Raw genomic sequence first — 24,052 nt, 5'->3', positions numbered from 1 at the left:
GGAACACACAGAAATGGCCGTGTGCCCGGATGCTGCCGCCAGCGTTACGGGATCGCCGTGTGCCTGGGCCTTGAGCTCATAAACCCGCCGGGGATGACTGGCGATGAATGCGCCGATTCTACACCGCTGGCGCCAGGAAGGAATGGCGCGCCGCGCCGAGTGTCAGGCGCCCGCTTGGCCGGTGCGGGCCAGGCCCCGCCGCAGCTGCGCATTGAGCGCCAGGCCCAGGGCGCCCGACAGCATCAGGCACGCGGCCAGTGTCCAGGCCAGGTGGCTGCCGCTGGCCAGGTTAATCAGGGCGCTGAGCAGCCCGCCGATAATGAAAATCAGCACACTGCCCGCCGAGGCCGAGGCGCCGGCCTGCTCGGGGAACACGTCCATGGCCCGGGACGTGGCGGCGGGCCGGGTGAGGGTGGTGCCGGCGGTGCACACCAGCATCGGCAGCAGGATGGTCAGGGTGCTTACGCCCCACCACCCGGTGAGGGCCAGCATCAGCAGCCCCGCAAGCAGGATCAGGCTCAGCCCGCCGACAATCTGCCCGTGGGCGCTGACCCGCGCACTCAGCGCCCCGGCGACCACGCCGCCGACCAGGTAAGCGGCGCCGTACAGCAGCAGGGTCAGGGCAAATTGGTAAGCCGACAGGCCCAACTGCTCCATGAAAATCAGCGGCGAGATGACGATGAAGGAAAAGTGGCAGGCAAACGCGATGGCGCTTATCAGCCAGTACGCGAAGAAGTCGAAGCGCCCGCCCAGGCGGCGGTAGGCCTGGAGGATGTTCTGCCGTGGCCCCTCGGCGCGGCGCGGCGCGGCGGGCAGGAACACCCAGGCCTTGAGCCACACCAGCGCCGCGAGGCCGATAAACAGATAAAAGCTGCCGCGCCAGCCCACCGCGCCCTGCAGCAGCGTGCCGGCCAGGGGAGACAGCGAGATGAACACCCCGGTGGCGGTGGTCATCAGGATGCGCAAACGCTCCCGTTCGCGGCCCTGGAACAAGTCTTGGACCAGCGCCTGGGACAGTACGAAGCAGCCGCAGCCCAGGGCTTGGAGCAGGCGAAAGGCAAGAAACCAGCGGTAGTCGCTGGCCAGCGCGCACCCCGCCGCGCCCAGCATCGCCACGGCCATGCCCGCCAGCAACAAGCCCTTGCGCCCGATCACGTCGGACAACGGCCCGAGCAGCAGTTGGGACAGGGCGATGCCGATGGCGAACAGGCTGATGGAAAACGCGACATCCGCCGCGGGGGTGGCGAAATGGGCGGACAGCGCCGGGAAGGACGGCAGCAGCACGTCGATGGGGAAAACCCCGAGCAACACCATGGCCAGCAACAGCGCCACCGCTGCACCCTTGCTCGCCCTAGCCATCGATCAGCCCTGCGTCGACGAACAACTGGCGGTTGTAGGCAGGCTCGAAGAAACCGTACTTCTTCATCGTCGCCAGGGTGGTGGTGGCATTGGCCCGCGCCCGCTGTGCCCAGGCCTGGGGCTGGAGCAGCGGCTCGATCACCTGCGTGCGGGTGGCCGGGTCGATGCCGGCGCTGGCGAAGCTTTCGTGCAGCCACTGGCCATCGATCTGCGCGAACACCTGAATGATCGCCAGCAGCAGGTCCGCCGCCGCCGGTTGCCGCGCCGCCGCCAGCGCCTCCCAGGTGTAGCCGAACACCTCGCAGAAGTAGCGGCTGTGCCGCGCCTCGTCTTCCAGGTGTTCGCGCAGCATGTGGTAGACGCACGGGATCAGGCTGTCGCGGGTGATGGCCAGCAGCTCCTTGGCGATGATGGTTTCGGAGACGAAACCGATGAAAAACCAGGCCAGCGGCACCTGTTGCGGCGCGGTGCGCTGCACCAGCGCCAGCAGGTGGCGGATGCGCTGGGGCACGCGGTGGCGGTTGTCGATGCCGTACCAGTGGGCGATCTGCGCGGCCAGGGTGTCGGAAAACAGCGCGTGGTAGCCCTCGTCGGTGTACAGCTGCAGGGCCGCGGTGCGCATCGGCCGGGGCACGGCCATGGCCAGGTCGCCGTGGACCAGGGTTTCGACGGCGCGGTTGACGATTTTGTGTTCCAGCAGGGTGGTGTAGTCGAGGAAATACACCAGGTGATTGGCCGCCAAACGCTGCTGGGTGGCGCGGCCCAGGCCCTGGATCAGCGGGTGCGCCAGGTACGGCAGGAACGCGGGCGGAAACCAGTCCTGGGTGAGCAGTTGCCGGTCGAGGTCGGCGGGTAGCTCGAAGCAGTCGGGTTTGCTGCGCACCGAGGCCTTGCGGTCCCAGTCGGCCAGGGTGAAACGGTGTTGGGCGGCGCTGGAGGCGGTCATGGGGCGTCCTGGGCGGCGATCAACGCACGCAGTTCCTGGCATTGGGCCTGGCCGTCACCGTGGCCGCAGCCGACGAAAAACAGCGCCTGTTCGGCCGAGGTTTCTTGCAGGCCAAGCTGGGCTTCGACCTGGGCGTCGCTCAGGGCGCCGGTGAGCCAGGTGTTCAGGCCCAGGGCGGTGGCGAGCAACTGGAAGGTCTGGGACAGGTGCCCGGCCTCGACGTAGGCCATGCGATAGGCGCGCGAGTGTTCGTACTTCCACCACAGCTTGTCGAAGCGGCAGGTAATGAACAGGCCCACCGGCAGCGGGTTGATGAAATGCTGGCCGGCCAGCAACTGGCCCAGCGGTGCGTCAAGCAACGGCGCGACCAGTTGCAGGGCATGGCGGTCGGGGTGGTAGAAGTACACCCCCGGGGCGAGGCCGCTGACATTGCGCACATACAGGTAGCCGTCGCAGGCGTTCAAGCCGCCACCGGAGGGGCTGCTGCGCCGTGCCGCGAAGCCCTCGGCAATGGCCGGGTCATCGTCGTCGGCGCGTTCGTGCAAATAGCCGAGCGTCAGGTACAGCAGGGTGCCCACGTCCACCAGGCTGACCGCGCGCGGGGTGAAGGAGCGGCAGGTTTTGCGCTGAATCAGGGTGGTGGCCAGCCCGGCGGCCCGGGCCACCGACAGCGCAGGGTCGGGCAGGGGGATCAGCTCGGGCCCGTCAAAGGTGCAGCGCGGCGGGGGCGGCGCAGCGGCCATGACTTCTTTGCAATGCGCCAGATAATGCTGCGACCACTCATTGATATCCTGTGGCATATATTCGCAGGGAATATTCTTTGTGCCGATATGGAATATCTTGGAAAGTTCATCCCAGCCCCAGGGTGTGGGAACTTGTTGAATGGGTGTGAAGAGGCCGGCGGCGAGAAATTGCGCATCCATGCTGTTGCACGGATCAAGTTGTTCAGGCGTGGCTATAAGTTGGATAAGGCGGGCGGAATAGTCGGGGTCTAGTTCAAATTGTGTATGACGCTTGTAGTCCCATATAACCAGGCAGGGAGGTCGGGCAAGAACAAAGAAACTCGGATTTATATACATGGCGATGTTGGCCCTGCAAGCGTGGGCGATGAGGCTGGGGCGCCGGCATTCCCCAGCCTCATCTAGCGGTTAACAGCAGGGTTTAGCGGGCTTTCGCCGGAACCATGGCAGACAGGTTGGCGAGTTTGGTTGCTTCCATAATGATGGTTTTCATGGGTGTAACTCCTTTGATGTATGTTGTTTGAGTGTTGTGTTTTTTATGTTGTCACTTCCGAGTGACGAACAAATAGTAACGGTTAATTATTTAAAGATGAAGTAGTTGGCGGGTAGGGTTGTTCCATGAATGGCGTAGGATCCGTCTTGTGGAACTTCTAGAGTGCTGAGTTTGTTTAATTTTTACTTTGAATTGTGGGTCGCGATAGGGTGCGCACAAGAGCGAGAGTGGGCTGTGGAGCGGAGTTGGTTAGTTTATTTTTTAGTTGGCGGGAAATGCGTTGAAAGTCATGAAGGGCCGTGCGGCCCTTCATGATGGCCGGGACTCAGCTGTTAGGCAGCAGTCGGCAGGTGATGCTCTTGATGTAGCGGGTTTCGGCGATGGCCGGGTGAACGGGGTGATCCGGCCCTTGGCCGCCGCGTTCGAGCATCTGGATGTTGCGGTCCAGGTGGCGGGCGCTGGTCAGCAGGATATTTTGCAGGTCGTCTTCGGGCAGGTGCATGGAGCACGAGGCGCTGACCAGGATGCCGTCCTTGCTGAGCAGGCGCATGGCTTGCTCGTTGAGGCGGCGGTAGGCGCCCTCGCCGTTCTTCATGTCTTTCTTGCGTTTGATGAAGGCGGGCGGGTCGGCGACGATCACGTCGAAACGCTCTTCGCTGGCCTTGAGTTCTTTCAGGGCTTCAAAGACGTCGCCTTCGATGCAGGTCATTTTTTCCGCAAAGCCATTCAGGGCGGCGTTGCGCTCCACGCCGTCGAGGGCAAAGGCCGAGGCATCGACGCAGAACACTTCGCTGGCGCCGAACGCGGCGGCTTGCACGCCCCAGCCGCCGATGTAGCTGTACAGGTCCAGCACGCGTTTGCCCTTGGCATACGGCGCCAGGCGTGCGCGGTTCATGCGGTGGTCGTAGAACCAGCCGGTTTTCTGGCCCTGGATCACCGGGGCTTCGAATTTCACGCCGTTTTCTTCCAGAGCGACCCATTCCGGCACGAGGCCGAACACGGTTTCGACGTAGCGGTTCAGGCCTTCGGCGTCGCGGGCGGCGGAGTCGTTCTTGAACAGGATGCCGCTGGGCTTGAGCACTTGGGTCAGGGCGGCGATCACGTCGTCTTTATGGGCTTCCATGGTGGCGGAGGCGATCTGCACCACCAGAATGTCGCCGAAGCGATCGACCACCAGGCCTGGCAGCAGGTCGGAGTCGCCATAGACGAGGCGGTAGAACGGCTTGTCGAACAGGCGCTCGCGCAGCGACAGCGCGACGTTGAGGCGGTGCACCAGCAGGGATTTGTCCAGGGGCAACTTGATGTCGCGCGACAGCAGGCGCGCGCAGATCAAGTTGTTCGGGCTCATGGCCACGATGCCCAGGGCCTTGCCGCCGGCCGCTTCGAGGATGGCCTGATCGCCGGCCTTGAAGCCGTGCAGTGGGGTGGCGGCCACATCGATTTCGTTGCTGTAGACCCACAAGTGGCCGTTGCGCAGGCGACGGTCGGCATTGGCTTTAAGGCGCAGGCTGGGCAGGGACATGACGTCGCTCCGGAAAAAAGAGCGGGAGTATAGCCTGTTGCGCTGGCAATGGCGGCGCCAGTGCGCCCTTGAATCTGGATCCGTGTTGGGTTTTGCGGTGTCGGCCGACTCTTTATAAGGGGTAGAATCGCCGCCTAGACCGGAGTGAGTACTTATGTCCCAAGAGCTATCAGCCGAACAGATCCAGCAGGCCCTGCAAGGCATCAGTGTGCCGCCCCAGCCGCAAATCATGGTGGATTTGCAGATGGAGCAATACATGCCCGACCCGGACCTGGAAGTGATCGCGCGGCTGATCTCCCAGGACCCGGGCCTGTCCGGGGCGTTGCTCAAGATCGTCAATTCGCCCTATTACGGGCTGAGCAACAAGATTGCCTCGATCCAGCGGGCGGTGAACCTGCTGGGCAGCCGTTCGATCATCAACCTGATTAACGCGCAGTCGATCAAGGGCGAGATGAACGACGACACCATCGTCACCCTCAACCGCTTCTGGGACACCGCCCAGGACGTGGCCATGACCTCGCTGACCCTGGCCAAGCGCATCGGCTCCCAAGCGGTGGACGAAGCCTACGCCCTGGGCCTGTTTCACGATTGCGGCGTGCCGTTGATGCTCAAGCGCTTCCCCCACTACATGAACGTGCTGGAACAGGCCTACGCCGCTGCCGGCGCCGATTGCCGGGTGGTGGACACCGAGAACCGCGCGTTCAACACCAACCATGCGGTGGTCGGTTACTACACGGCAAAATCCTGGCGCCTGCCAGACCACGTCAGCAACGCCATCGCCAACCACCACAATGCCCTGGCCATTTTCAGCGACGAGTCTTCGCGCAACAGCCAACTGAAGAACCTGCTGTCGATCCTGAAAATGGCCGAGCACATCTGCGCCTCGTACCGGGTGCTGGGTAATCAGGTCGATGACCATGAGTGGAACAGCATCGGCCCGTTGGTGCTGGACTACGTGGGGCTTTCGGATTACGACTTCGAGAACCTCAAGCAGACCATCCGCGAGTTGGGCGCACACTGATTTCTCAACCCTGGGGCGAGCATGCCGGAACTACCTGAAGTCGAAACCACCCGGCGCGGGATTGCGCCGCACCTGGAGGGCCAGCGCGTCAGCCGTGTGATCGTGCGCGAGCGGCGCTTGCGCTGGCCGATCCCTGAAGACCTCGATGTGCGCCTGTCCGGGCAGCGCATCGTGCTGGTGGAGCGGCGCGCCAAGTACCTGCTGATAAATGCCGAAGTGGGCACGCTGATTAGCCATTTGGGCATGTCCGGCAACCTGCGGCTGGTGGAGGCCGGGTCGTTGGCGGCCAAGCACGAGCATGTGGACATCGAACTCGAATCCGGCCTGGCGCTGCGGTACACCGACCCGCGGCGGTTCGGCGCGATGCTGTGGAGCCTCGACCCGCTGAACCACGAATTGCTGGCGCGCCTGGGGCCGGAACCCTTGACTGAGCTGTTCGACGGCGATCGGCTGTTCAAGCTGTCCCGGGGCCGCTCGATGGCGGTCAAGCCGTTCATCATGGACAACGCGGTGGTGGTGGGCGTGGGCAATATCTACGCGACCGAAGCGCTGTTCGCCGCCGGCATCGACCCACGGCGTGCGGCCGGGGGCATTTCCCGGGCGCGCTATTTGCGCTTGGCGGTGGAGATCAAACGCATCCTCGCCGCCGCCATCGAGCGCGGTGGCACCACCTTGCGCGACTTCATCGGCGGCGACGGCCAACCCGGTTACTTCCAGCAGGAACTGTTCGTGTACGGCCGCGCCTATGAGGCGTGCAAGGTGTGCGGGAGTGAGTTGCGCGAGGTCAAGCTGGGGCAGCGGGCGAGTGTGTTTTGCTTGAAGTGCCAGCGCTGAGCCTGGGCTAAGGGCCTCATCGCGAGCAGGCTCGCTCCCACGGGGCACCTTTTAACCTTGTGGGAACGGGCCTGGCCTGGGCGGCGATCCGACGAAAGCGCCCTGCCAGCCCCCACACCTCTCAAGCCTTACCGGTAATCACCCGGTATTTGGCCATCAGCTGTTCTTCGGTTTCCGGGTGGGCTTCATCCAGCGGGATGCAATCGACCGGGCAGACTTGCTGGCACTGCGGTTCGTCGTAGTGGCCGACGCATTGGGTGCACAGGTTGGGGTCGATCACGTAGATCTCTTCGCCTTGGGAAATGGCGGCGTTGGGGCACTCGGGCTCGCAGACGTCGCAGTTGATGCAATCGTCGGTGATGATAAGGGACATGGGGCACTCCAGCCTGGGCGGACAGCCCAGGCAGCTAAAAACGAATGCGCGCAATTGTGCCGTATTGATGGGCGCAGTGCACGCGGGCGCGATGGAGGGCGGTTATTTCTTGAAGCGTTCGGTCAGGGCCTCGGCCACCGCCGGGTGGACGAACTTGGTGATATCGCCGCCCAGGGCCGCGATTTCCCGCACCAGGGTCGAGGAAATGAACGAATAGCGCTCCGACGGCGTGAGGAACAGGCTTTCCACGTCCGGCGCCAATTGGCGGTTCATGTTGGCCAGTTGGAACTCGTACTCGAAATCCGACACGGCGCGCAGGCCACGCAAGAACACATTGGCGTTCTGCTCCTTGGCAAAGTGCGCCAACAGGGTGGAGAAGCCGACGACTTCGACATTGGGTAGATGCTTGGTGACCTCGCGGGCCAGCTCCACGCGTTGTTCCAGGGGGAACAGCGGGTTTTTCTTGGGGCTGGCAGCCACGGCGATAATCACGTGGTCGAACAGGCGCGAGGCGCGTTCGACCAGATCGCCATGGCCCTTGGTAATAGGGTCGAAGGTACCTGGGTACAACACTCGGTTCATCGCGTCGTCCTGGCGGGAGTCCGTTGGGGAGTCGGATGGTAGCGCAGCAATCCCGGTGGGCCAAGCCGACTTTTTGCGAACAAAGCACTATAGACGCGGCGAATAATCCTGGTTTTCACGGGTTTTTCAGCCGCTCGGCCAGGGCGCTGGCCAGTTGTGCGGTCAGGCCATAGACCGACAATTGCGGGTTGGCGCCGATGCTGGTGGGGAACAGCGAGCCGTCGTGGATCGACAGGTTAGCCAACTGATGATGGCGCCCCAGGCTGTCGCACACCGCGCTTTGCACCGCTTCGCCCATGGCACAACCGCCCATCACGTGGGCGCTGCCCAGGCGCGTGCGGTACAGCGCCAGGTCCAGGCCGTCGATCATGGCGCGGGCCTCGCCCAGGGTTTTCACGTAGCGGGCATCGTTGTGCAGCGGCATCACCGCTTTGGCGCCGCCGGCGAACTGGATCTCGGCCATGCTGTGGAAGGCCCGGCGCAGGCCATCCCAGGCGTAGGCCGAGACGGGGTAGTCGAGCACCGGCGTGCCATCGCCGCGCAGCTCCACGTGGCCGCCGGGGCTGTCGGGGTGAAAGCCGTCGCGCATCAGCGCCAGCATGGCGTGGGTGTTGGGCAGTTGGGCCATGCGCAGGGCGTTGTCGCTGCCAAAACCGCCGAACAGGGTGGCGGCCAGCGCCGGGTGCAGGGGTGGCACTTCGAGCTTGTAGGACATGGGCCCGGTGGTGCCGTTTTGCCATTGGAAGTGGTCGGAGTAGATCGACTGCGGCGCGCCATAGAACGGGTTGATGACCTCGTCGAAATGCCCGGCGGACATGTTCACCAAGTGCAGAAAGGTGCGCTTGCCCAGGCGTGCGTGAGGGTCTGGCGCGCCTGAGCGCAACAGCAGCGCCGGGCTGTTGATGCCGCCGCCGGCCAGTACGTAGTGACGCGCCTTGACGCGGATGCGCCGCCCGGTGGGCGCCACGCAGCGCTCGTCCATGGCCACGCATTCCAGGCCGGTCACGCGCTCGCCGTCGATCAACAGCTTTTCGGCGCGGGCCAGGTACAGCAACTCGCCGCCGCTTTCCAGCGTGGCAGGGATGGTGGTGACCAGCATCGATTGCTTGGCGTTGGTCGGGCAGCCCATGCCGCAATAGCCCAGGTTCCAGCAACCGCGCACATTGCGCGGGATCACCTGCCAGCTGTAGCCCAGTTGTTCGCAGCCTTTTTTGATGACTTCGTTGTTGGCATTGGCTGGCACCCGCCACGGGGCGACCCCCAGGCGCTGTTCCATTTTCTCGAACCAGGGCGCCATCTCGGCCACGCCATGGCCTTTGACGTTGTGTTCGCGGGCCCAGTGTTCCAGGGTCGGCGCCGGGGTGCGGAAACTGGAGGTCCAGTTAATCAGCGTGGTGCCGCCCACGGCACGGCCCTGGAGGATGGTGATGGCGCCGTCCTTGCTCAAACGGCCGATGCCTTCCTGATAAAGGCTGGCGTAGGCGGCGTCTTCGAGCATTTTGAAATCGCTGCTGGTCTTGAGCGGGCCTTCTTCGATCAACAGCACTTTATAGCCGGCGGCGCTGAGGATTTCGGCCGTGGTGCCACCGCCCGCGCCGCTGCCGATGATGGCCACGTCGGCTTCAAGCGTCAGGTCTTGGGTGAGGGTGGAGCCGTCATGGGTTTTCCAGCCGCGGGCCATGCCATCGCGAAACGGATCGGGTACGGGCATCAGGGGTCTCTTTCTTATTGTTGAGGTTGGGGCAGGTTCGCTCCCACGGGGGCATCCCTTGGGTTGTCAGTCACAGCGCCTCACACCCGCGGCGGCCCCGGGTAGCCGCAGTGGGCCCAGGCCTCGGCGCGGCTGTACCAGGCCATCATCACCAGTTGCAGCAGGGAGCTGTGGCCCATGCGCAGCAGGCTCAGGCTGCTGTTTTCCCAGCGCTGGAGGAAGTGGCGGATGTCGTCGCCGCTGGCGTTTTCCCACGCGCCCCAGATGCCGGTCAGGGGGCCGCGGGTGACCGCCATGGCGAGCACGTCAAACAGTTGCCGGGTCAGCTTGAGCATTTCTGGCGAGAGGTAGGCCAGGTTGCGGTCCAGGCTTTGCAGGGCGCCCTCCAGCGCAGCGGGGAGGGCGTCGGCGGCCACGGCGCCGTCGAGCATCACCGGCATCACCGCCCGCACAAAGGGCAGGTCGGCGCTGCGCAAGGCGAGAAAACCGCTGGCCGGTTGGCTGGCCGAACAACCGCTCAGGCTGGCGCCCAGGCCAGCGGTGGCGAGGAAGGCGCTGGCGCCCAGGCTGAACTTCAAAAGGCCGCGCCGCGACAGTGCGGCGGGCTCGGGCAGGCATGGATTCATTATTGTTTTAACCGGCAGTGGGGCGCGTTAGCGGATGAACAGTTTGTGGATCAGCTTCTGGATGGCCGTGCCATAGGGCGGGTAGATCAGCCGCGCCGCGTTCAGGCGTTGCTTGACCAGCACGCCCTTGGCCTTGCTGAAGGTCAGGAAGCCTTCATGGCCGTGGTACTGGCCCATGCCCGAGGGGCCGATGCCGCCGAAGGGCAGGTCGTCTTGGGCCACGTGCAGCAGGGTGTCGTTCAGGCACACGCCGCCGGAGTGGGTTTCCTGCAGCACGCGTTGCTGCTCGGCCTTGTCGTAGCCGAAGTAGTACAGCGCCAGAGGGCGCGGCCGCTGGTTGATGTAGGCAAACGCCTGGTCGAGGCCGCTGTAGGGCACGATCGGCAGCAGCGGGCCGAAGATTTCGTCCTGCATCACCGTCATTTCGTCGCTGACATTGAGCAGCACACTGTGGCCCAGGCGCCGGCCCTGGTTCTGCTCGAACAGCGGAACCAACAGTGCGCCCTTGCTCGTGGCGTCGCTGATGTAGCCGTTAAGCCGGTTGAGCTGGCGATCGTTGATGATTGCCGTGTAGTCCGGGTTATCCACAAGCGTGGGGTAAAACCCGCGCACAGCCTGGCGGTAGGCCTCGACGAAGGAACCGACGCGCTCTTGCGGCACCAGCACGTAGTCCGGGGCGACGCAGGTTTGCCCGGCATTGAGGGTTTTGCCGAAGGCGATGCGCTCGGCGGCGTCCTTGAGCGGCACGTCGCTGGAGACGATGGCCGGCGACTTGCCGCCCAGCTCCAGGGTCACCGGGGTGAGGTTCTCGGCGGCGGCGCGCATTACGTGCTTGCCGATGCTGGTGGCGCCGGTGAACAGCAAGTGGTCAAACGGCAGCCGCGAGAAGGCCATGCCCACCTCGGCCTCGCCCAATACCACGCACACCAGGTCTTGGGGGAACACCCGCGCCAGCAGGGTTTTGAGCAGTTGCCCGGTGGCCGGGGTGGCCTCGCTGAGCTTGAGCATCACCCGGTTACCGGCGGCGAGGGCGCCAACCAGCGGGCCAATAGCCAGGTACAACGGGTAGTTCCACGGCACGATCACGCCCACCACCCCCAGGGGCTGATAGACCACTTTGGCCGACGCGGGCTGAAAGGCCAGGCCGACCTTGCGCCGCGACGGTTTCATCCAGGCCTTGAGGTGGCGGCTGGCGTAGTGGATGCCGTGCAGGCTGGGCATCAGCTCGGCGAGCAGGGTTTCGTCGGCGCTGCGGTTGCTGAAATCCTCGCTGATGGCGGCGATCAAAGCCTGGCGTTCGCTGTTCAGTACATCGCCCAGGGCTTTAAGCCACTGCTGACGCTGCGCCGCAGGGGGCATGGGATGGGCAGCGTAGGCCTGGCGCTGGGCGTGGAAAAGCTTGAGCAGTTCGTCGCGCTGGGCTTGGGCGTCTTGCAGGTAGGCGATTTCAGCAGGCATGGCGGCGTCCGTTTTATTCGAGTTGTGCATTTTCTAGAGCTTATACTCTAAAAGGTCAAGGCCGAACTGTGCGTCACTTTGATTTATCCACAAGCGGTTAGGCCGTAAGATGCTCGCCAACGCACTCTGAATTAAAGCCCTTGCCCATGGCCCCACGCATAAAAACCAGCGAGCGCATCGTCCAGAATAGCCTGGAGCTGTTCAACCAGCAGGGCGAGCGCAGCGTCAGCACCAACCACATCGCCGCCCACATGGAAATTTCCCCGGGCAACCTCTATTACCACTTCCCCAACAAGCAGGCGATTATCGCCGTGCTGTTCAGCGAGTACGAAAGCCTGGTGGACAGCTTCCTGCGCCCGCCCCAGGGCCGCGCGGCGACGGTCGAAGACAAGCGCTTCTACTTGCAGGCTCTGTTGGCGGCGATGTGGCGCTACCGCTTCCTGCACCGCGACCTGGAGCATTTGCTCGACAGCGACGCGGACCTGGCCATGCGCTACCGGCGTTTCTCCCAGCGTTGCCTGATCCAGGGTCGCGCCATCTACGAAGGCTTTGTCGCCGCCGGCATCCTGGCGATGGACAAGGTGCAGATCGAGTCCCTGACCCTCAACGCCTGGATCATCCTCACGTCCTGGGTGCGGTTTTTGTGCACCACCCGGGAAAACTCCACGCACCTGAGCGAAGAAGCGATCAAGCGCGGGGTTTATCAGGTGCTGGTGCTGGAGGCCGGTTTCGTCACCGAGCAGGCACGGGACGCGGTGGACGCGCTTTTTGAGGAGTACTACGTGCCGCTGGGGCAGGCGCTGGAAGAACTGTAGGATGGCCTGAGCCTTAACTCACGGGAGCCTGTTATGCCGATTGCGCAACTCATCAGCCCGCAAGACCTGGACGGCAAGAAAGACCAGCCGAACCTGGTGCTTCTCGATTGCCGCTTTGCCCTGGATGACCTCGACTACGGCCAGCGCAGCTATGCCCAAGGGCATATCGCCGGGGCCTCGTTCGCGGACCTGGAGCGCGACCTCAGTGGCCGGGTGAGCAAAGGCGTGACCGGGCGCCACCCGTTGCCCGAGCCGCAGGCCCTGGTGGAGCGCCTGCAAGCCTGGGGCGTGAATGACGACAGCGACATCGTGCTGTACGACGACGGCCCCGGTGCCTTCGCCGCCCGCGCCTGGTGGCTGTTGGCCTGGCTGGGCAAGCGCGACGGGGTGTTTATCCTCGATGGCGGCCTCAAGGCTTGGCACGCGGCCGGCCTGCCCTTGAGCCTCGACGCGCCGCGCCAGGGTGTTGGCAACTTTGCCGGCACACCGGACAACAGCCTGCTGCTCAGCGCCGAGCAACTGCAACAACGCCTCGGCGACCCGGCCTTGACCTTGCTCGATGCCCGCGCCGAGGCGCGTTTTCGCGGTGAAGTGGAGCCCATCGACCCGGTGGCCGGGCACATTCCCGGTGCCCACTGCGCGGTGTTCACCGACAACCTGGGCAGCGATGGCCGCTTCCTCAGTGCGCAGGCCCTCCAGCAGCGCTTCGCCGCCCACCTGGGCGAGCGGCCAGTGAGCGAACTGGTGGCCTATTGCGGTTCCGGCGTGACGGCGTGCCACAACCTCTTCGCCCTGTGCCTGGCGGGCTATCCGCTGGCGCAGTTGTATGCCGGCTCGTGGAGTGAGTGGATCACCGACCCTGCACGGGAAGTCGCCAAGGGCGCTTGACGGCCGTACACCACCGGCCCCTGTGGGAGCCGGCCGGGCCTTCCTCGTTTATTGCCCCGCCCCCTGCGCCAGCCATTGCGGTATGCGCCGCTCCAGGTAGTAGCCGGGGCGGCGCAGGGTGCCGTCAACGAACCCCACATGGCCACCGTGCGCGTGTAGCTCCCATTGCGTGCCGGGTGCCAGCTCGCTGGCGTCGGGCAGGCTGTGGGGGAACACGAACGGGTCGTCGGCGGCCTGGATCATCAGGGTCGGCGTGGTGATGGTAGCGAGGAAGTAGCGGCTGGAGGCGCGCCGATAGTAGTCGTCGGCATCGCGGTAGCCGTGCAGCGGCGCGGTGACGCGGCCATCGAAGTCCCAAAAGGTACGCAGGTTGCTCAGCGAGCCGAGCCCTTGCAGGGTGGCCAGGCCTTCGTGGCGGCCGTCGTGCTGGAACTGGCGCTGCTTGTTTTTGATGTAGGCGAGCATTTCGCGCATGAAATGGGCCTGGTAGACCCGCGAAAATCCCTGGCCGATGCGGTCGGCGCATTGGTCGAGGCGAAACGGCACCGACACCGCCACCGCGCTCTGCAAGCCGCTGTCCTCGCCGGTTTCCCCCAAGTGTTTGAGCAGCACATTGCCGCCCAGGGAGTAACCGACTCCGTGCAGCGGCGCGCTGGGGCGCTTGGCCCGTAAGTGGCGGATCACCGCGGCGAGGTCTTCGCTGGCGCCGGAATGGTAGCTGCGCGCTAGCAGGTTGGGCTCCCCCGAACACCCACGCCAGTTCAGCGCCACGCTGGCCCAGCCCTGGGCGGCAAGGGCCTGTTGCAGGCCGGCGACATAAGGCGAGTTCGACGACCCGGTGAGGCCGTGCAGCACCAGTACCAGTGGGGTTTCCAGTTCGTGGGGGCCGTGCCAGTCGAGGTCGAGGAAGTCGCCATCCTCAAGCCATAGGCGTTCGCGCTGGCGTTCTAAATGGACGGTTTTGCGCCACAGCGGCCCCCACAGGGTTTGCAGGTGCGGGTTGCGCAGGCCTGGGGCGGGCGTGAAGTGGTTCGGCGGTGTCGGCACGGAGGGTCTCGTAGCAGCGGTGCGCAGTGTGGCTGCGCACCTTGTTACACGGTCGGTCAGCCGACCGCCTGCGCCATACGTTGCCACAAGGCGTAGTAGACGCGCCCGGACTTCTGTTCGCGATGCAGGCGCCAGTTGCCCGGCAGGCCCAGGCTCGACGGTGGCGCTTCGCTTTCGGTGTAGACCCAGGCTTCGTCCGCCAGCCACTGGCGCTCTTCGAGCAGGGCGCAGGTGGCGGGCAGCAGGTTCTGGTTGAACGGCGGGTCGAGGAACACCAGGTCGAAGGCGATGGCGGGCTGGGTTTCCAGGTAGCGCAGAGCGTCGGCGGTCTGCACCTGGCCGACGCTGCAACGCAGGGTGCCCAGGTGCTCGCGCAGGCTGGAGACGGCGATGTTGCTGCTATCCAGCGCCTGGCCCATGGCCGCGCCACGGGACAGGGCTTCTAGGAACAGCGCGCCGCTGCCGGCGAACGGGTCCAACACCTTGGCCCCGGCCACGTAAGGGGCGAGCCAGTTGAACAGCGTTTCGCGCACGCGGTCCGGCGTTGGGCGCAGGCCCGGGGCGTCGGGAAAGCTCAAGCGACGGCTGCGCCATTCGCCGCCGATGATGCGCAGTTGGTTCACGCCGTTATGGACGTTGTGGACGGGTTTCTTGGTGGGACGGGCCATTAATGCTCCGGAACCCCGAGCGGCTGCTCGGCAGGTTTATCAGTAGGGGCCGGTAACGGCTTCTGTGCAACGGTCGGGCCGGCGGTGACGATCACCATTTTGTCGGCGCTCAGGTGTTTGTTGAGCGCCGTTTTGACCTGCTCGACGGTCAGGGCCTGGGATTGTTGCATGAAGTCTTCCAGATAGCTCAACGGCAAGTTGTAGAACCCCATGGCGCCCAACTGGCTGACGATGTCGGCGTTGCTGGCGGTGGACAGCGGGAAGCTGCCCGCCAGCTCACGCTTGGCGTCGTCGAGTTCTTTCTGGGTGGGGCCGGTTTTCAGGTAGTCGGCCAGTACGTCCTGCACCAGTTTGAGGGTGCCTTCGCTCATTTCGGCGCGGGTCTGCAGGTTGATGTTGAACGGGCCGCGGGCCTGCATCGGGCTGAAACCGGAGTAGACGCCGTAGGTCAGGCCGCGTTTTTCCCGCACTTCGGTCATCAGGCGCGTGCCGAACCCGCCGCCGCCCAGGATCTGGTTGCCCAGGGACAGGGCCGCGTAATCCGGGTCGGCGCGGTCGATGCCCAGTTGGGCGAGCAGCAGGTGAGTCTGTTTGGACGGGTATTCGATATGGCCAATGCTGGCCTTGGGCTGCACCGGTTCCGGGATTTTCGCCAGGGCCGGACCTTTAGGCAGGGCAGCGGACACCTGGGCGGCGATGGCTTCGGCGTCGCTGCGGGACAAGTCGCCCACCAGGGCAATCACCACGTTGCCGGCCGCGTAGGCTTTTTCGTGGAACGCTTGCAACTGCGCCAGGCTGATGGGCGGGATGCTTTGCTCCGTGCCTTCGCTGGGGTGGGCGTAAGGGTGGTCGCCGTAGAGGCGGCTCATCAGTTCCAGGCTCGCCAGTTTGCCGGGGTTCTGCTTCTGGTACTCGAAGCCGGCCAGCACCTGGTTCTTGATGCGTGCCAGGGCATCGGCGGGGAAGGTCGGCTTGCCGACGACTTCGGCGAACAGCGCCAGGGCCGGTTCGCGTTTGTCGCTGGCACTCAGGCTGCGCAGGGAGGCGACGGCCATGTCCTTATAGGAACCGTTGCCGAAATCCGCGCCCAGGCCCTCGAAGCCTTCGGCAATCGCACCGACGTCCTTGCCCGCCACACCTTCGTTGAGCATGGCGTTGGTCAGCATGGCCACGCCGGGTGTCGCGCCGTCCTGGCTGCTGCCGGCGGCGAAGATCAAGCGCAGGTCGAACATCGGCAACTCACGGGCCTCGACGAACAGCACCCGGGCGCCTTCGGTGGTGTTCCAGGCTTGCACGTTCAAGCTGCGCCGGCTTGGCGCCTTGCCATCCAGTTCGGCCAGCGATTGCAGGGTCTTGGTGGTTTGGGCCTTGTCCAGCGCGGGGCTGGCGACGGTGTCGCCCGCGCGGTTGAGGTAATAGAAGCCGGCCGCGCCGAGCAGCACCACGGCCACCAGTACGATCAGAGCCTTGGCAGGGGATTTACGCTCACTCATGGGTAGTCTCCTCGGGCAGTACATGCGCAACGCTGAGACGTTCGCGAGTGAAGTAGGTGCGGGCGGCTTTCTGGATGTCGTCCGGGGTTACGCTTTGCAGCTCGGCCAATTCGGTGTCCATCAGCCTCCACGACAGGCCGACGGTTTCCAGTTGGCCGATGGCGGTGGCCTGGCTGGTGATCGAGTCGCGCTCGTAGACCAGCCCGGCGATAACCTGGGCGCGCACACGCTCCAGTTCTTCGGCGGTGGGTGGGGTGGTTTTCAGTTGTTCAAGCAGGCGCCACAGGCCCGCGTCGGCCTGGGCCAGGGTTTTTTGCTTCTGGGTATTGGGCGTGGCGGTGAGCATGAACAGGCTGTCGCCGCGGGTGTAGGCGTCGTAGTTCGATGAGCCACCGGACACCACTTCTTCGCCGCGTTCGAGCTGGCTCGGGATGCGTGCGCTGTAACCGCCGTCGAGCAGCGCCGAGATCAGGCGCAGGGCGTGAACCGAGCGCTTGTCGTCGGTGGTGGCCAGGCTGGGTACGTTGAAACCCAGCATCAGGCTCGGCAGCTGGGTCTGCACATGCAGGGTGATCTGGCGCTCGCCGGGTTCGGCCAGTTCCAGGGGGATTTTCGCCGATGGCAGGTCACGCTTGGGGATCGGGCCGAAATAGCGCTGGGCCAGGGTCTTGACCTCGTCCGGGGTGACATCGCCGACCACCACCAGGGTGGCGTTGTTGGGCGTGTACCAGGTTTCGTACCAGTGACGCAGCTCCTGCACGCTCATGCGGTCCAGGTCGGCCATCCAGCCAATGGTGGGCGTGTGGTAGCCGCTGGCCGGGTAAGCCAGGGCCTTGAAGCGCTCGTAGGCCTTGGACATCGGCTTGTCATCGGTGCGCAGGCGGCGCTCTTCCTTGATGACTTCGATCTCCTTGCTGAACTCCTCCGGTGGCAGGCGCAGGCTGGCCATGCGGTCGGCTTCAAGCTCGAAGGCCACGGGCAGGCGATCGCGCGCCAGTACCTGGTAGTACGCGGTGTAATCGTCGCTGGTGAAGGCGTTTTCCTCGGCGCCGAGGTCGCGCAGGATCAACGAGGCTTCGCCGGGGCCGACCTTGTTGCTGCCCTTGAACATCATGTGTTCCAGGGCATGGGACAGGCCGGTCTGGCCCGGGGTTTCGTAGCTGGAGCCAACCTTGTACCAGACCTGGGACACCACCACCGGCGCGCGATGGTCTTCGCGCACGACCACTTTGAGGCCGTTATCGAGGGTGAATTCGTGGGTCGGTTGCGGGTCGGCAGCCAGGGCTGCAAAGGGCAGGCAAACTGTGCTGAGCAGCAGGCCTGCGGCGCGGCGGGCTAGAGCATTCATTCGTTTTTTAACCTGTTGGGCTGCCCGCGTGATGGTCGGGGCAGCGGACGAGGAGGTTGGGCATGCCATCATTCTTGAGCGGTACTGGTAATGACGCATGACACGCCCTAGGATACTGATCCGTTTTACTGGCGGCCACGCCTATCAGGCCTCTGATGAATCAGAGTGTGCTTGAGAAGGTTGCATGGGTTAGCGGCAAAAAGCCTGGTTTTATCAGCTAAACTGCGTTTTTTCGCCGATTTTGCCGTTCCAGTTCAGTGTAGAAGCGCTCTTTCGGATGCCTTGGGCGTTTTGACAACATTTTGCGCGTGAACAAGCTCGGTTAATCGTAGTCTGTTTCGCATCCAATAGTTATTTGCCGGGGCGCCACCAATGGCGCGTCGCCACCTTGAGATAGCCGTCCTCCATGTTTGGTTCCAACGACGACAAAAAGACCCCAGCCGCGGCTGGCGAGAAGAAAGGCTTGTTCGGATGGCTGCGCAAAAAGCCGCAGGAAGCCGTCAGCGAGCAACCGCAACCCGCTCCTGAACCGATTGCCGAGCCTACGCCAGCCGTCGAGGCCCCGGCGCCGGTGGTGTTGCCGCTGGCCGAACCGGTGCTGCAACCGGTAGCCGAGCCCGTGCCACTGGCTGAGGCCGCCCCCGTTGCCGAACACAAGCCCTGGTTGACCCTGCCAGTGGCTGAAGAGCCGGTGGCGCTGGTTCCGGACGACTGCGCCCCGCACATCACGCCGCCGATTCCCGCCCCGACCGCCACCCAGCAAGCGGTGGAGCAACTGCCGGTGGCCGAGCACGTGCCTGCGCCAGAGCCCGTCGTCGAGATCCCGCACGAGCCGGAGCCGGTCATCGCTGCGTTGGCCGTTGCGCCCGCGCCAACCCCGGTGGAACCTATCGTTGAATCGCTGCCCGTTGTCAGCGAGCCTGCACCGGTTGCGGTGCAAGAGAACAAGGTCGGCTTCTTCGCCCGCCTCAAGCAAGGCCTGTCGAAAACCAGCGCCAGCATCGGCGAAGGCATGGCGAGCCTGTTCCTAGGCAAGAAGCTGATCGACGACGAACTGCTCGACGACATCGAAACCCGCCTGCTGACCGCAGACGTGGGTGTCGAAGCCACTTCGGTGATTATCCAGAGCCTGACCCAGAAGGTCGCCCGCAAGCAGTTGGCCGATGCCGACGCGCTGTACAAGTCGCTGCAAGGCGAGTTGGCGAACATGCTCAAACCGGTCGAGCAACCGCTGGTCATCAGCGCGCAGACCAAGCCCTTCGTGATTCTGGTGGTGGGCGTCAACGGCGCCGGCAAAACCACCACCATCGGCAAGTTGGCGAAGAAACTGCAACTTGAAGGCAAGAAAGTCATGCTGGCCGCCGGCGATACCTTCCGCGCGGCGGCGGTGGAGCAATTGCAGGTGTGGGGGGAGCGCAACAAGATCCCGGTGATCGCCCAGCACACGGGCGCCGATTCGGCCTCGGTGATCTTCGACGCCGTGCAGGCCGCCAAGGCCCGCGGCATCGACGTGCTGATCGCCGACACCGCCGGGCGCCTGCACACCAAAGACAACCTGATGGAAGAGCTGAAGAAAGTGCGCCGGGTGATGGGCAAGCTGGACGCCGACGCGCCCCACGAAGTGCTGCTGGTGCTGGACGCCGGCACTGGCCAGAACGCCATCAGCCAGGCCAAGCAATTCCACCAGACCGTGCAACTGACCGGCCTGGCACTGACCAAGCTCGACGGCACCGCCAAGGGCGGGGTGATTTTCGCCCTGGCCAAGCAGTTCGGCCTGCCGATCCGCTACATAGGCGTGGGCGAAGGCATCGACGATTTGCGCACCTTTGAAGCCGAACCCTTTGTCCAGGCACTGTTTGCCGAGCGGGAGCGCTCATGATTCGATTCGAACAGGTCGGTAAACGCTATCCGAACGGCCACGTCGGCTTGCATGAGCTGAGCTTTCGAGTACGTCGGGGCGAATTCTTGTTTGTCACCGGCCATTCCGGCGCGGGCAAAAGCACGCTGCTGCGCCTGCTACTGGCGATGGAGCGCCCCACCACCGGCAAGCTGCTGCTGGCCGGCCAGGACCTGGCGACCATCAGCAATGCGCAAATTCCTTACCTGCGTCGGCAGATAGGCGTGGTGTTCCAAAACCATCAACTGCTGTTCGACCGCACGGTGTTCAACAACATTGCCCTGCCGTTGCAGATCCTGGGCCTGTCCAAGGCGGAAATCACCAAGCGCGTGGATTCGGCCCTGGAGCGCGTGGCGCTGTCGGACAAGACCGACCTCTACCCCGGCGACCTGTCCACCGGCCAGCAACAGCGCGTCGGCATCGCCCGCGCCATCGTCCACCGCCCGGCCCTGCTGCTGGCGGACGAACCCACCGGTAACCTCGACCCGCGCCTGGCGGCGGAGATCATGGGGGTGTTCGAGGACATCAACCGTTTGGGCACCAGCGTGCTGATCGCCAGCCACGACCTGGCCCTGATCGCCCGCATGCGCCACCGCATGCTCACCTTGCAACGCGGCCGACTGATCGGCGACGGGGAGGCCGGGGTATGAGTGCCACACGCAGTCCCAAGGTTTCCGAGCGGGTGGCGCCCAAGGCGGCGGATCCGAAACCTGCCAAGAAAAAACGCGACGATGACGACGGCCCGGACTTTCGCACCCTGCTGCACGCCTGGATCGAAAGCCACCGCGCCAGCCTGCTCGACAGCCTGCGGCGCCTGGGTAAGCAGCCCATCGGCAGTTTCTTCACCTGCATGGTGATGGCCGTGGCTTTGAGCCTGCCCATGGGCCTGTCGCTGCTGCTGGGCAACGTCGAACGCCTCGGCGGTTCGTGGCAGCGGGCGGCGCAGATTTCCCTCTACCTGCAACTGGACGCCAGCGCCGCCGAGGGCGAGCAATTGGGCGAGCAGATCGCGGCCATGCCGGGCGTCGCGGATGCCCAATACATCAGCCGCGAACAGGCGCTGGAGGAATTCCAGCAGCAGTCCGGGATCGGCGAAGCGCTCAAGGAATTGCCGCAGAACCCCCTGCCGGGTGTGGTGCTGGTGACGCCCAAGGAAGTCGACAAGGCAGCCCTGGAAACCCTGCGTCAGCGCCTGGCCGAGATGCCCAATGTGCAACAGGCGCAACTTGATCTAGTCTGGGTGGAACGCCTTGCGGCAATCCTCAAGCTGGGTGACCGGTTTGTCTTCGGTCTGACCGTGCTTTTGGTGTCTGCATTACTTTTGGTGATAGGCAATACCATTCGTCTTCATATTGAAAACCGCCGCACCGAGATAGAAGTGATTAAACTCGTCGGCGGCACCGACAGCTATGTGCGTAGGCCCTTTCTATATATGGGCGCGCTTTATGGCTTGGGTGCAGGGATTCTTTCGTGGGGGTTGCTGGCGTTCGGCCTGGATTGGCTGAACGACGCAGTGGTGGGGTTAGCCGGGTTGTATGGCAGTGATTTTGCCCTGGCTGGCGTGCCTCCTGCTGACGGCCTGTCACTCTTGCTTGGCGCGGTGCTGTTAGGGTATATCGGTGCATGGATCGCCGTCGCAAGGCACCTCAGGGAGCTTGCGCCGAAGTAGTGTCTTTTTGCTTGTATTGACCTTTCAGCTTTCTAGGGAACTTGTCCTACGGTTCCCGGTCAATTTTCGCAGTGCTGAACTGCACGAGTTATGTGAGTCGGAGGTTTTTTCGTATGACCACTTCTTTGCAACCTGCCTATGCCCTAGTCCCAGGCGCAAACCTGGAAGCCTATGTGCACACGGTCAACAGCATTCCATTGCTGACGCCCGAGCAGGAGCGCGAACTGGCCGAGAGTCTCTATTATGAGCAGGATCTTGGGGCGGCTCGGCAGATGGTGCTCGCCCACCTGCGTTTTGTCGTACATATCGCCCGCAGCTATTCCGGCTACGGGTTGGCCCAGGCCGACCTGATCCAGGAAGGTAACGTGGGCCTGATGAAAGCGGTCAAGCGTTTCAACCCGGAAATGGGCGTGCGCCTGGTGTCCTTTGCGGTGCACTGGATCAAGGCGGAAATCCACGAATTCATCCTGCGCAACTGGCGCATCGTGAAAGTCGCGACCACCAAGGCCCAGCGCAAGCTGTTCTTCAACCTGCGCAGCCAGAAAAAACGCCTGGCGTGGCTGAACAACGAAGAAGTGCACCGCGTGGCCGAAAGCCTGGGCGTTGAGCCCCGTGAAGTGCGCGAGATGGAAAGCCGCCTGACTGGCCATGACATGGCCTTCGACCCGGCCGCCGAGGCGGACGACGACAGTGCCTTCCAGTCGCCGGCCAATTACCTCGAAGACCACCGCTACGACCCGGCGCGGCAACTGGAAGATGCTGACTGGAGCGATAACTCCACCAGCAACCTGCACGAAGCCCTGCAAGTGCTGGACGATCGCAGCCGCGACATTCTCTACCAACGCTGGTTGGCAGAAGAAAAAGCCACGCTGCATGACCTGGCGCAGAAGTACAACGTATCGGCTGAGCGTATCCGCCAGTTGGAAAAAAGCGCGATGAACAAGCTGAAGCTGTCTATCGCCGCTTGATCTCAAACTGCTAGTGGATGTAGGTGTGGATGTGGGAGCGGGCAAGTCCGCTCCCACACTTTTTTCTGCTGTGTCAGTCTGCCCACGGCAAGCGCCGCGAATCATTGATCCCCAACAGATAACTCTCTCCCCCCAACTGGTTCATCTGCTGCCGAATCCAGCTGGCACGCCGTGCCACGTAAGGGCTTGGGCGGCTGGCGCTCCAGGCGCGGGGGTTGGGCAGCACCGCGGCCAGCAGGCTGGCCTGTTGCCGCGACAGTGAGCGGGCGCTCACGCCAAAGTGATGGCGCGCCGCCGCCTCGGCGCCAAACACGCCGTCGTCCCACTCCACGCTGTTGAGGTACACCTCGAGGATGCGTTGCTTGGGCCAGAGGATTTCGATCAGCCCCGTGAACCAGGCCTCCAGGCCCTTGCGCAGCCAACTGCGGCCCGACCACAGAAACAGGTTCTTCGCCACTTGCTGGCTCAAGGTGCTGGCGCCGCGCAGCGAACCACCGCGCTCGTTATGGGCCAGGGCGGCCTTGATCGCGCCGACGTCAAAACCCCAGTGTTCGGGGAATTTCTGGTCTTCGCCGGCAATCACCGCAACTTTCAGGTCGTTGGCGATTTCATCCCACGCTTGCCAGTCGCGCTGCAGGTCGATGGGCTTGCCATTGAACCAGGACTGCACCTTGCGCTCGACCATCAATGCCGTTCCCGGCGGCGGTACGACGCGGAACACAAGCACCAGCAGCACGCTGCCAGCCGCGAACCAGAGCAGGCCTTGGGTGATACGACGAAAGATTAAACGCAACATAGAGATGGCTTGGCCGGAGCGGTCGAGCGGGCCATTATACAGACCCTGTCCTACGAGTCTGACTGGAGTTCCTCATGCTGCGTGGCTTTGTGATGCTGGCTGCCTTCTTCGGCTTTACTGGCGTTGCCCTTGGCGCGTTCGCCGCCCATGGCTTGAAAAACCGCCTCAGCGCTGAATACCTGGCGATTTTCCACACCGGCGTCAGCTATCAGTTGGTCCACACCCTGGCCCTGGTGGGCGTGGCGCTGCTAGCTGCGCACCTGCCCGGACGCTTGGTGACTTGGGCCGGCGCGTCATTCACCCTCGGCATCCTGCTGTTTTCCGGGAGCCTGTACCTGTTGACCCTGACCGGCATCAGCAAACTGGGGATCATCACCCCGTTGGGTGGCGTCGCGTTCCTGGTGGGCTGGCTCTGCCTGGGCCTGGCCGCGTGGCGCCTGCAACCGACGCCCTGAAACCACCGCTGACCAGAGGGCTTGGGTCGGCCTGACGGATCGGGCTAGAATGCTGGCCCTTAAAAACGATGGCGGCCTTTGGCATGCGTATTCAGCTGAACGGTGATTCCTTAGAACTGCCCGACGGTGCAACCGTTGCGGCCCTGCTCGCGCACCTGGAGTTGACCGGGCGTCGCGTCGCAGTCGAGCTCAACCTGGATATCGTCCCCCGCAGCCAGCACGCCGACACCACGCTGAACGACGGCGATAGCGTCGAAGTGGTGCACGCCATCGGTGGCGGCTAGAAGCTAGCGCGTTCGCTACGTTTTCCCTGAATTTGCCGACAAGATTTCTGCAGAACCTC

The 24,052-nt window shown here is 64.0% G+C and carries 24 protein-coding genes; 10 read left to right on the top strand and 14 right to left on the bottom strand.

What is annotated here, in order from left to right; translation table 11 throughout:
- Window positions 1-162: 162 nt before the first annotated feature.
- The 4 genes from CKW13_RS13530 to CKW13_RS13515 all read right to left on the bottom strand — a co-directional run bounded on the left by CKW13_RS13530 (window position 163) and on the right by CKW13_RS13515 (window position 5,060).
- Window positions 163-1,359, bottom strand: coding sequence for an MFS transporter (locus CKW13_RS13530; protein WP_095109127.1), 1,197 nt, complete (start codon window positions 1,357-1,359; stop codon window positions 163-165).
- Entirely contained in the window at window positions 1,352-2,305 is a 954-nt protein-coding gene (locus CKW13_RS13525; RefSeq protein ID WP_095109126.1) for a diiron oxygenase, read from the bottom strand. Before CKW13_RS13525 ends, CKW13_RS13530 begins: the two co-directional genes overlap by 8 nt.
- On the bottom strand, window positions 2,302-3,384 hold the full coding sequence (locus tag CKW13_RS13520; RefSeq protein ID WP_095109125.1) for a SagB family peptide dehydrogenase: 1,083 nt from the start codon (window positions 3,382-3,384) through the stop codon (window positions 2,302-2,304). Before CKW13_RS13520 ends, CKW13_RS13525 begins: the two co-directional genes overlap by 4 nt.
- A 479-nt stretch (window positions 3,385-3,863) precedes the next feature.
- Window positions 3,864-5,060, bottom strand: a complete 1,197-nt coding sequence (locus CKW13_RS13515; RefSeq protein WP_095109124.1) for a class I SAM-dependent rRNA methyltransferase — start codon at window positions 5,058-5,060, stop codon at window positions 3,864-3,866.
- Window positions 5,061-5,268: 208 nt separating this feature from the next.
- Between CKW13_RS13515 and CKW13_RS13510 the strand changes: the two genes are divergently transcribed.
- The gene (locus CKW13_RS13510) at window positions 5,269-6,081 is read left to right on the top strand and encodes an HDOD domain-containing protein (RefSeq protein ID WP_176465105.1); all 813 of its coding nucleotides are present in this window, start codon (window positions 5,269-5,271) and stop codon (window positions 6,079-6,081) included.
- Between the two features lie 21 nt (window positions 6,082-6,102).
- Window positions 6,103-6,915: a bifunctional DNA-formamidopyrimidine glycosylase/DNA-(apurinic or apyrimidinic site) lyase gene (gene mutM, locus CKW13_RS13505; protein ID WP_095109122.1), complete on the top strand. Its 813-nt coding sequence runs from the start codon at window positions 6,103-6,105 to the stop codon at window positions 6,913-6,915.
- A gap of 121 nt (window positions 6,916-7,036) precedes the next feature.
- Here mutM and CKW13_RS13500 read toward each other — a convergent pair whose 3' ends face one another.
- From CKW13_RS13500 to CKW13_RS13480, 5 genes are all read right to left on the bottom strand, one after another.
- A complete protein-coding gene (locus CKW13_RS13500; protein WP_048722619.1) occupies window positions 7,037-7,288 on the bottom strand; it encodes a YfhL family 4Fe-4S dicluster ferredoxin in 252 nt (83 codons plus the stop codon).
- Window positions 7,289-7,390: 102 nt separating this feature from the next.
- Complete coding sequence (gene coaD / locus CKW13_RS13495) at window positions 7,391-7,870, bottom strand: pantetheine-phosphate adenylyltransferase (RefSeq protein WP_095109121.1); 480 nt, start codon at window positions 7,868-7,870, stop codon at window positions 7,391-7,393.
- 115 nt (window positions 7,871-7,985) lie between these two features.
- Complete coding sequence (locus CKW13_RS13490) at window positions 7,986-9,581, bottom strand: GMC family oxidoreductase (RefSeq protein WP_095109120.1); 1,596 nt, start codon at window positions 9,579-9,581, stop codon at window positions 7,986-7,988.
- Between the two features lie 80 nt (window positions 9,582-9,661).
- A complete protein-coding gene (locus CKW13_RS13485; RefSeq protein WP_095109119.1) occupies window positions 9,662-10,207 on the bottom strand; it encodes a twin-arginine translocation pathway signal protein in 546 nt (181 codons plus the stop codon).
- Between the two features lie 27 nt (window positions 10,208-10,234).
- A complete protein-coding gene (locus CKW13_RS13480; protein WP_095109118.1) occupies window positions 10,235-11,665 on the bottom strand; it encodes a coniferyl aldehyde dehydrogenase in 1,431 nt (476 codons plus the stop codon).
- Between the two features lie 146 nt (window positions 11,666-11,811).
- On the opposite strand from CKW13_RS13480, the gene CKW13_RS13475 reads away from it, so the two are divergent.
- Window positions 11,812-12,480 (top strand): TetR/AcrR family transcriptional regulator, encoded by a 669-nt coding sequence (locus tag CKW13_RS13475; protein WP_095109117.1) that lies wholly within the window; start codon window positions 11,812-11,814, stop codon window positions 12,478-12,480.
- Window positions 12,481-12,513: 33 nt separating this feature from the next.
- A complete protein-coding gene (locus tag CKW13_RS13470) occupies window positions 12,514-13,368 on the top strand; it encodes a sulfurtransferase (RefSeq protein ID WP_095109116.1) in 855 nt (284 codons plus the stop codon).
- Between the two features lie 48 nt (window positions 13,369-13,416).
- Here CKW13_RS13470 and CKW13_RS13465 read toward each other — a convergent pair whose 3' ends face one another.
- From CKW13_RS13465 to CKW13_RS13450, 4 genes are read right to left on the bottom strand one after another with little or no spacing between them, the layout of a single operon-like run.
- Complete coding sequence (locus CKW13_RS13465; RefSeq protein ID WP_095109115.1) at window positions 13,417-14,415, bottom strand: hydrolase; 999 nt, start codon at window positions 14,413-14,415, stop codon at window positions 13,417-13,419.
- Between the two features lie 56 nt (window positions 14,416-14,471).
- Window positions 14,472-15,083: a 16S rRNA (guanine(966)-N(2))-methyltransferase RsmD gene (gene rsmD / locus CKW13_RS13460; RefSeq protein WP_095109114.1), complete on the bottom strand. Its 612-nt coding sequence runs from the start codon at window positions 15,081-15,083 to the stop codon at window positions 14,472-14,474.
- Window positions 15,083-16,576: a pitrilysin family protein gene (locus CKW13_RS13455; protein WP_095109113.1), complete on the bottom strand. Its 1,494-nt coding sequence runs from the start codon at window positions 16,574-16,576 to the stop codon at window positions 15,083-15,085. The genes rsmD and CKW13_RS13455 overlap by 1 nt, the downstream gene beginning before the upstream one ends.
- Window positions 16,569-17,924, bottom strand: a complete 1,356-nt coding sequence (locus tag CKW13_RS13450) for a pitrilysin family protein (protein ID WP_095109112.1) — start codon at window positions 17,922-17,924, stop codon at window positions 16,569-16,571. Before CKW13_RS13450 ends, CKW13_RS13455 begins: the two co-directional genes overlap by 8 nt.
- A gap of 406 nt (window positions 17,925-18,330) precedes the next feature.
- Here CKW13_RS13450 and ftsY point away from each other — a divergent pair, with 406 nt between their 5' ends.
- The 4 genes from ftsY (at window position 18,331) to rpoH (ending at window position 22,458) form a co-directional block, all read left to right on the top strand.
- Window positions 18,331-19,803 carry a signal recognition particle-docking protein FtsY gene (gene ftsY, locus CKW13_RS13445; protein ID WP_095109111.1) on the top strand — a complete coding sequence of 491 codons (1,473 nt, stop codon included), beginning with the start codon at window positions 18,331-18,333 and terminating at the stop codon, window positions 19,801-19,803.
- Complete coding sequence (gene ftsE / locus CKW13_RS13440; protein WP_093418294.1) at window positions 19,800-20,471, top strand: cell division ATP-binding protein FtsE; 672 nt, start codon at window positions 19,800-19,802, stop codon at window positions 20,469-20,471. Before ftsY ends, ftsE begins: the two co-directional genes overlap by 4 nt.
- The gene (ftsX, locus tag CKW13_RS13435) at window positions 20,468-21,490 is read left to right on the top strand and encodes a permease-like cell division protein FtsX (RefSeq protein WP_095109110.1); all 1,023 of its coding nucleotides are present in this window, start codon (window positions 20,468-20,470) and stop codon (window positions 21,488-21,490) included. The genes ftsE and ftsX overlap by 4 nt, the downstream gene beginning before the upstream one ends.
- A gap of 113 nt (window positions 21,491-21,603) precedes the next feature.
- Window positions 21,604-22,458 (top strand): RNA polymerase sigma factor RpoH, encoded by an 855-nt coding sequence (rpoH, locus tag CKW13_RS13430; protein ID WP_095109109.1) that lies wholly within the window; start codon window positions 21,604-21,606, stop codon window positions 22,456-22,458.
- 73 nt (window positions 22,459-22,531) lie between these two features.
- On the opposite strand, the gene mtgA is transcribed toward rpoH, so the two are convergent.
- On the bottom strand, window positions 22,532-23,254 hold the full coding sequence (gene mtgA / locus CKW13_RS13425; protein ID WP_095109108.1) for a monofunctional biosynthetic peptidoglycan transglycosylase: 723 nt from the start codon (window positions 23,252-23,254) through the stop codon (window positions 22,532-22,534).
- Window positions 23,255-23,328: 74 nt separating this feature from the next.
- Between mtgA and CKW13_RS13420 the strand changes: the two genes are divergently transcribed.
- Together CKW13_RS13420 and thiS are read left to right on the top strand one after the other, a co-directional pair.
- The gene (locus CKW13_RS13420) at window positions 23,329-23,709 is read left to right on the top strand and encodes a DUF423 domain-containing protein (protein WP_095109107.1); all 381 of its coding nucleotides are present in this window, start codon (window positions 23,329-23,331) and stop codon (window positions 23,707-23,709) included.
- An 83-nt stretch (window positions 23,710-23,792) separates the two neighbouring features.
- Window positions 23,793-23,993 (top strand): sulfur carrier protein ThiS, encoded by a 201-nt coding sequence (thiS, locus tag CKW13_RS13415; RefSeq protein WP_095109286.1) that lies wholly within the window; start codon window positions 23,793-23,795, stop codon window positions 23,991-23,993.
- Window positions 23,994-24,052: the final 59 nt, after the last annotated feature.

Origin of the sequence: Pseudomonas sp. Irchel 3E20 (genome assembly GCF_900187645.1) — a bacterium.
GTDB lineage: Bacteria > Pseudomonadota > Gammaproteobacteria > Pseudomonadales > Pseudomonadaceae > Aquipseudomonas.
This window is presented reverse-complemented; position numbering and strand designations above follow the sequence as displayed.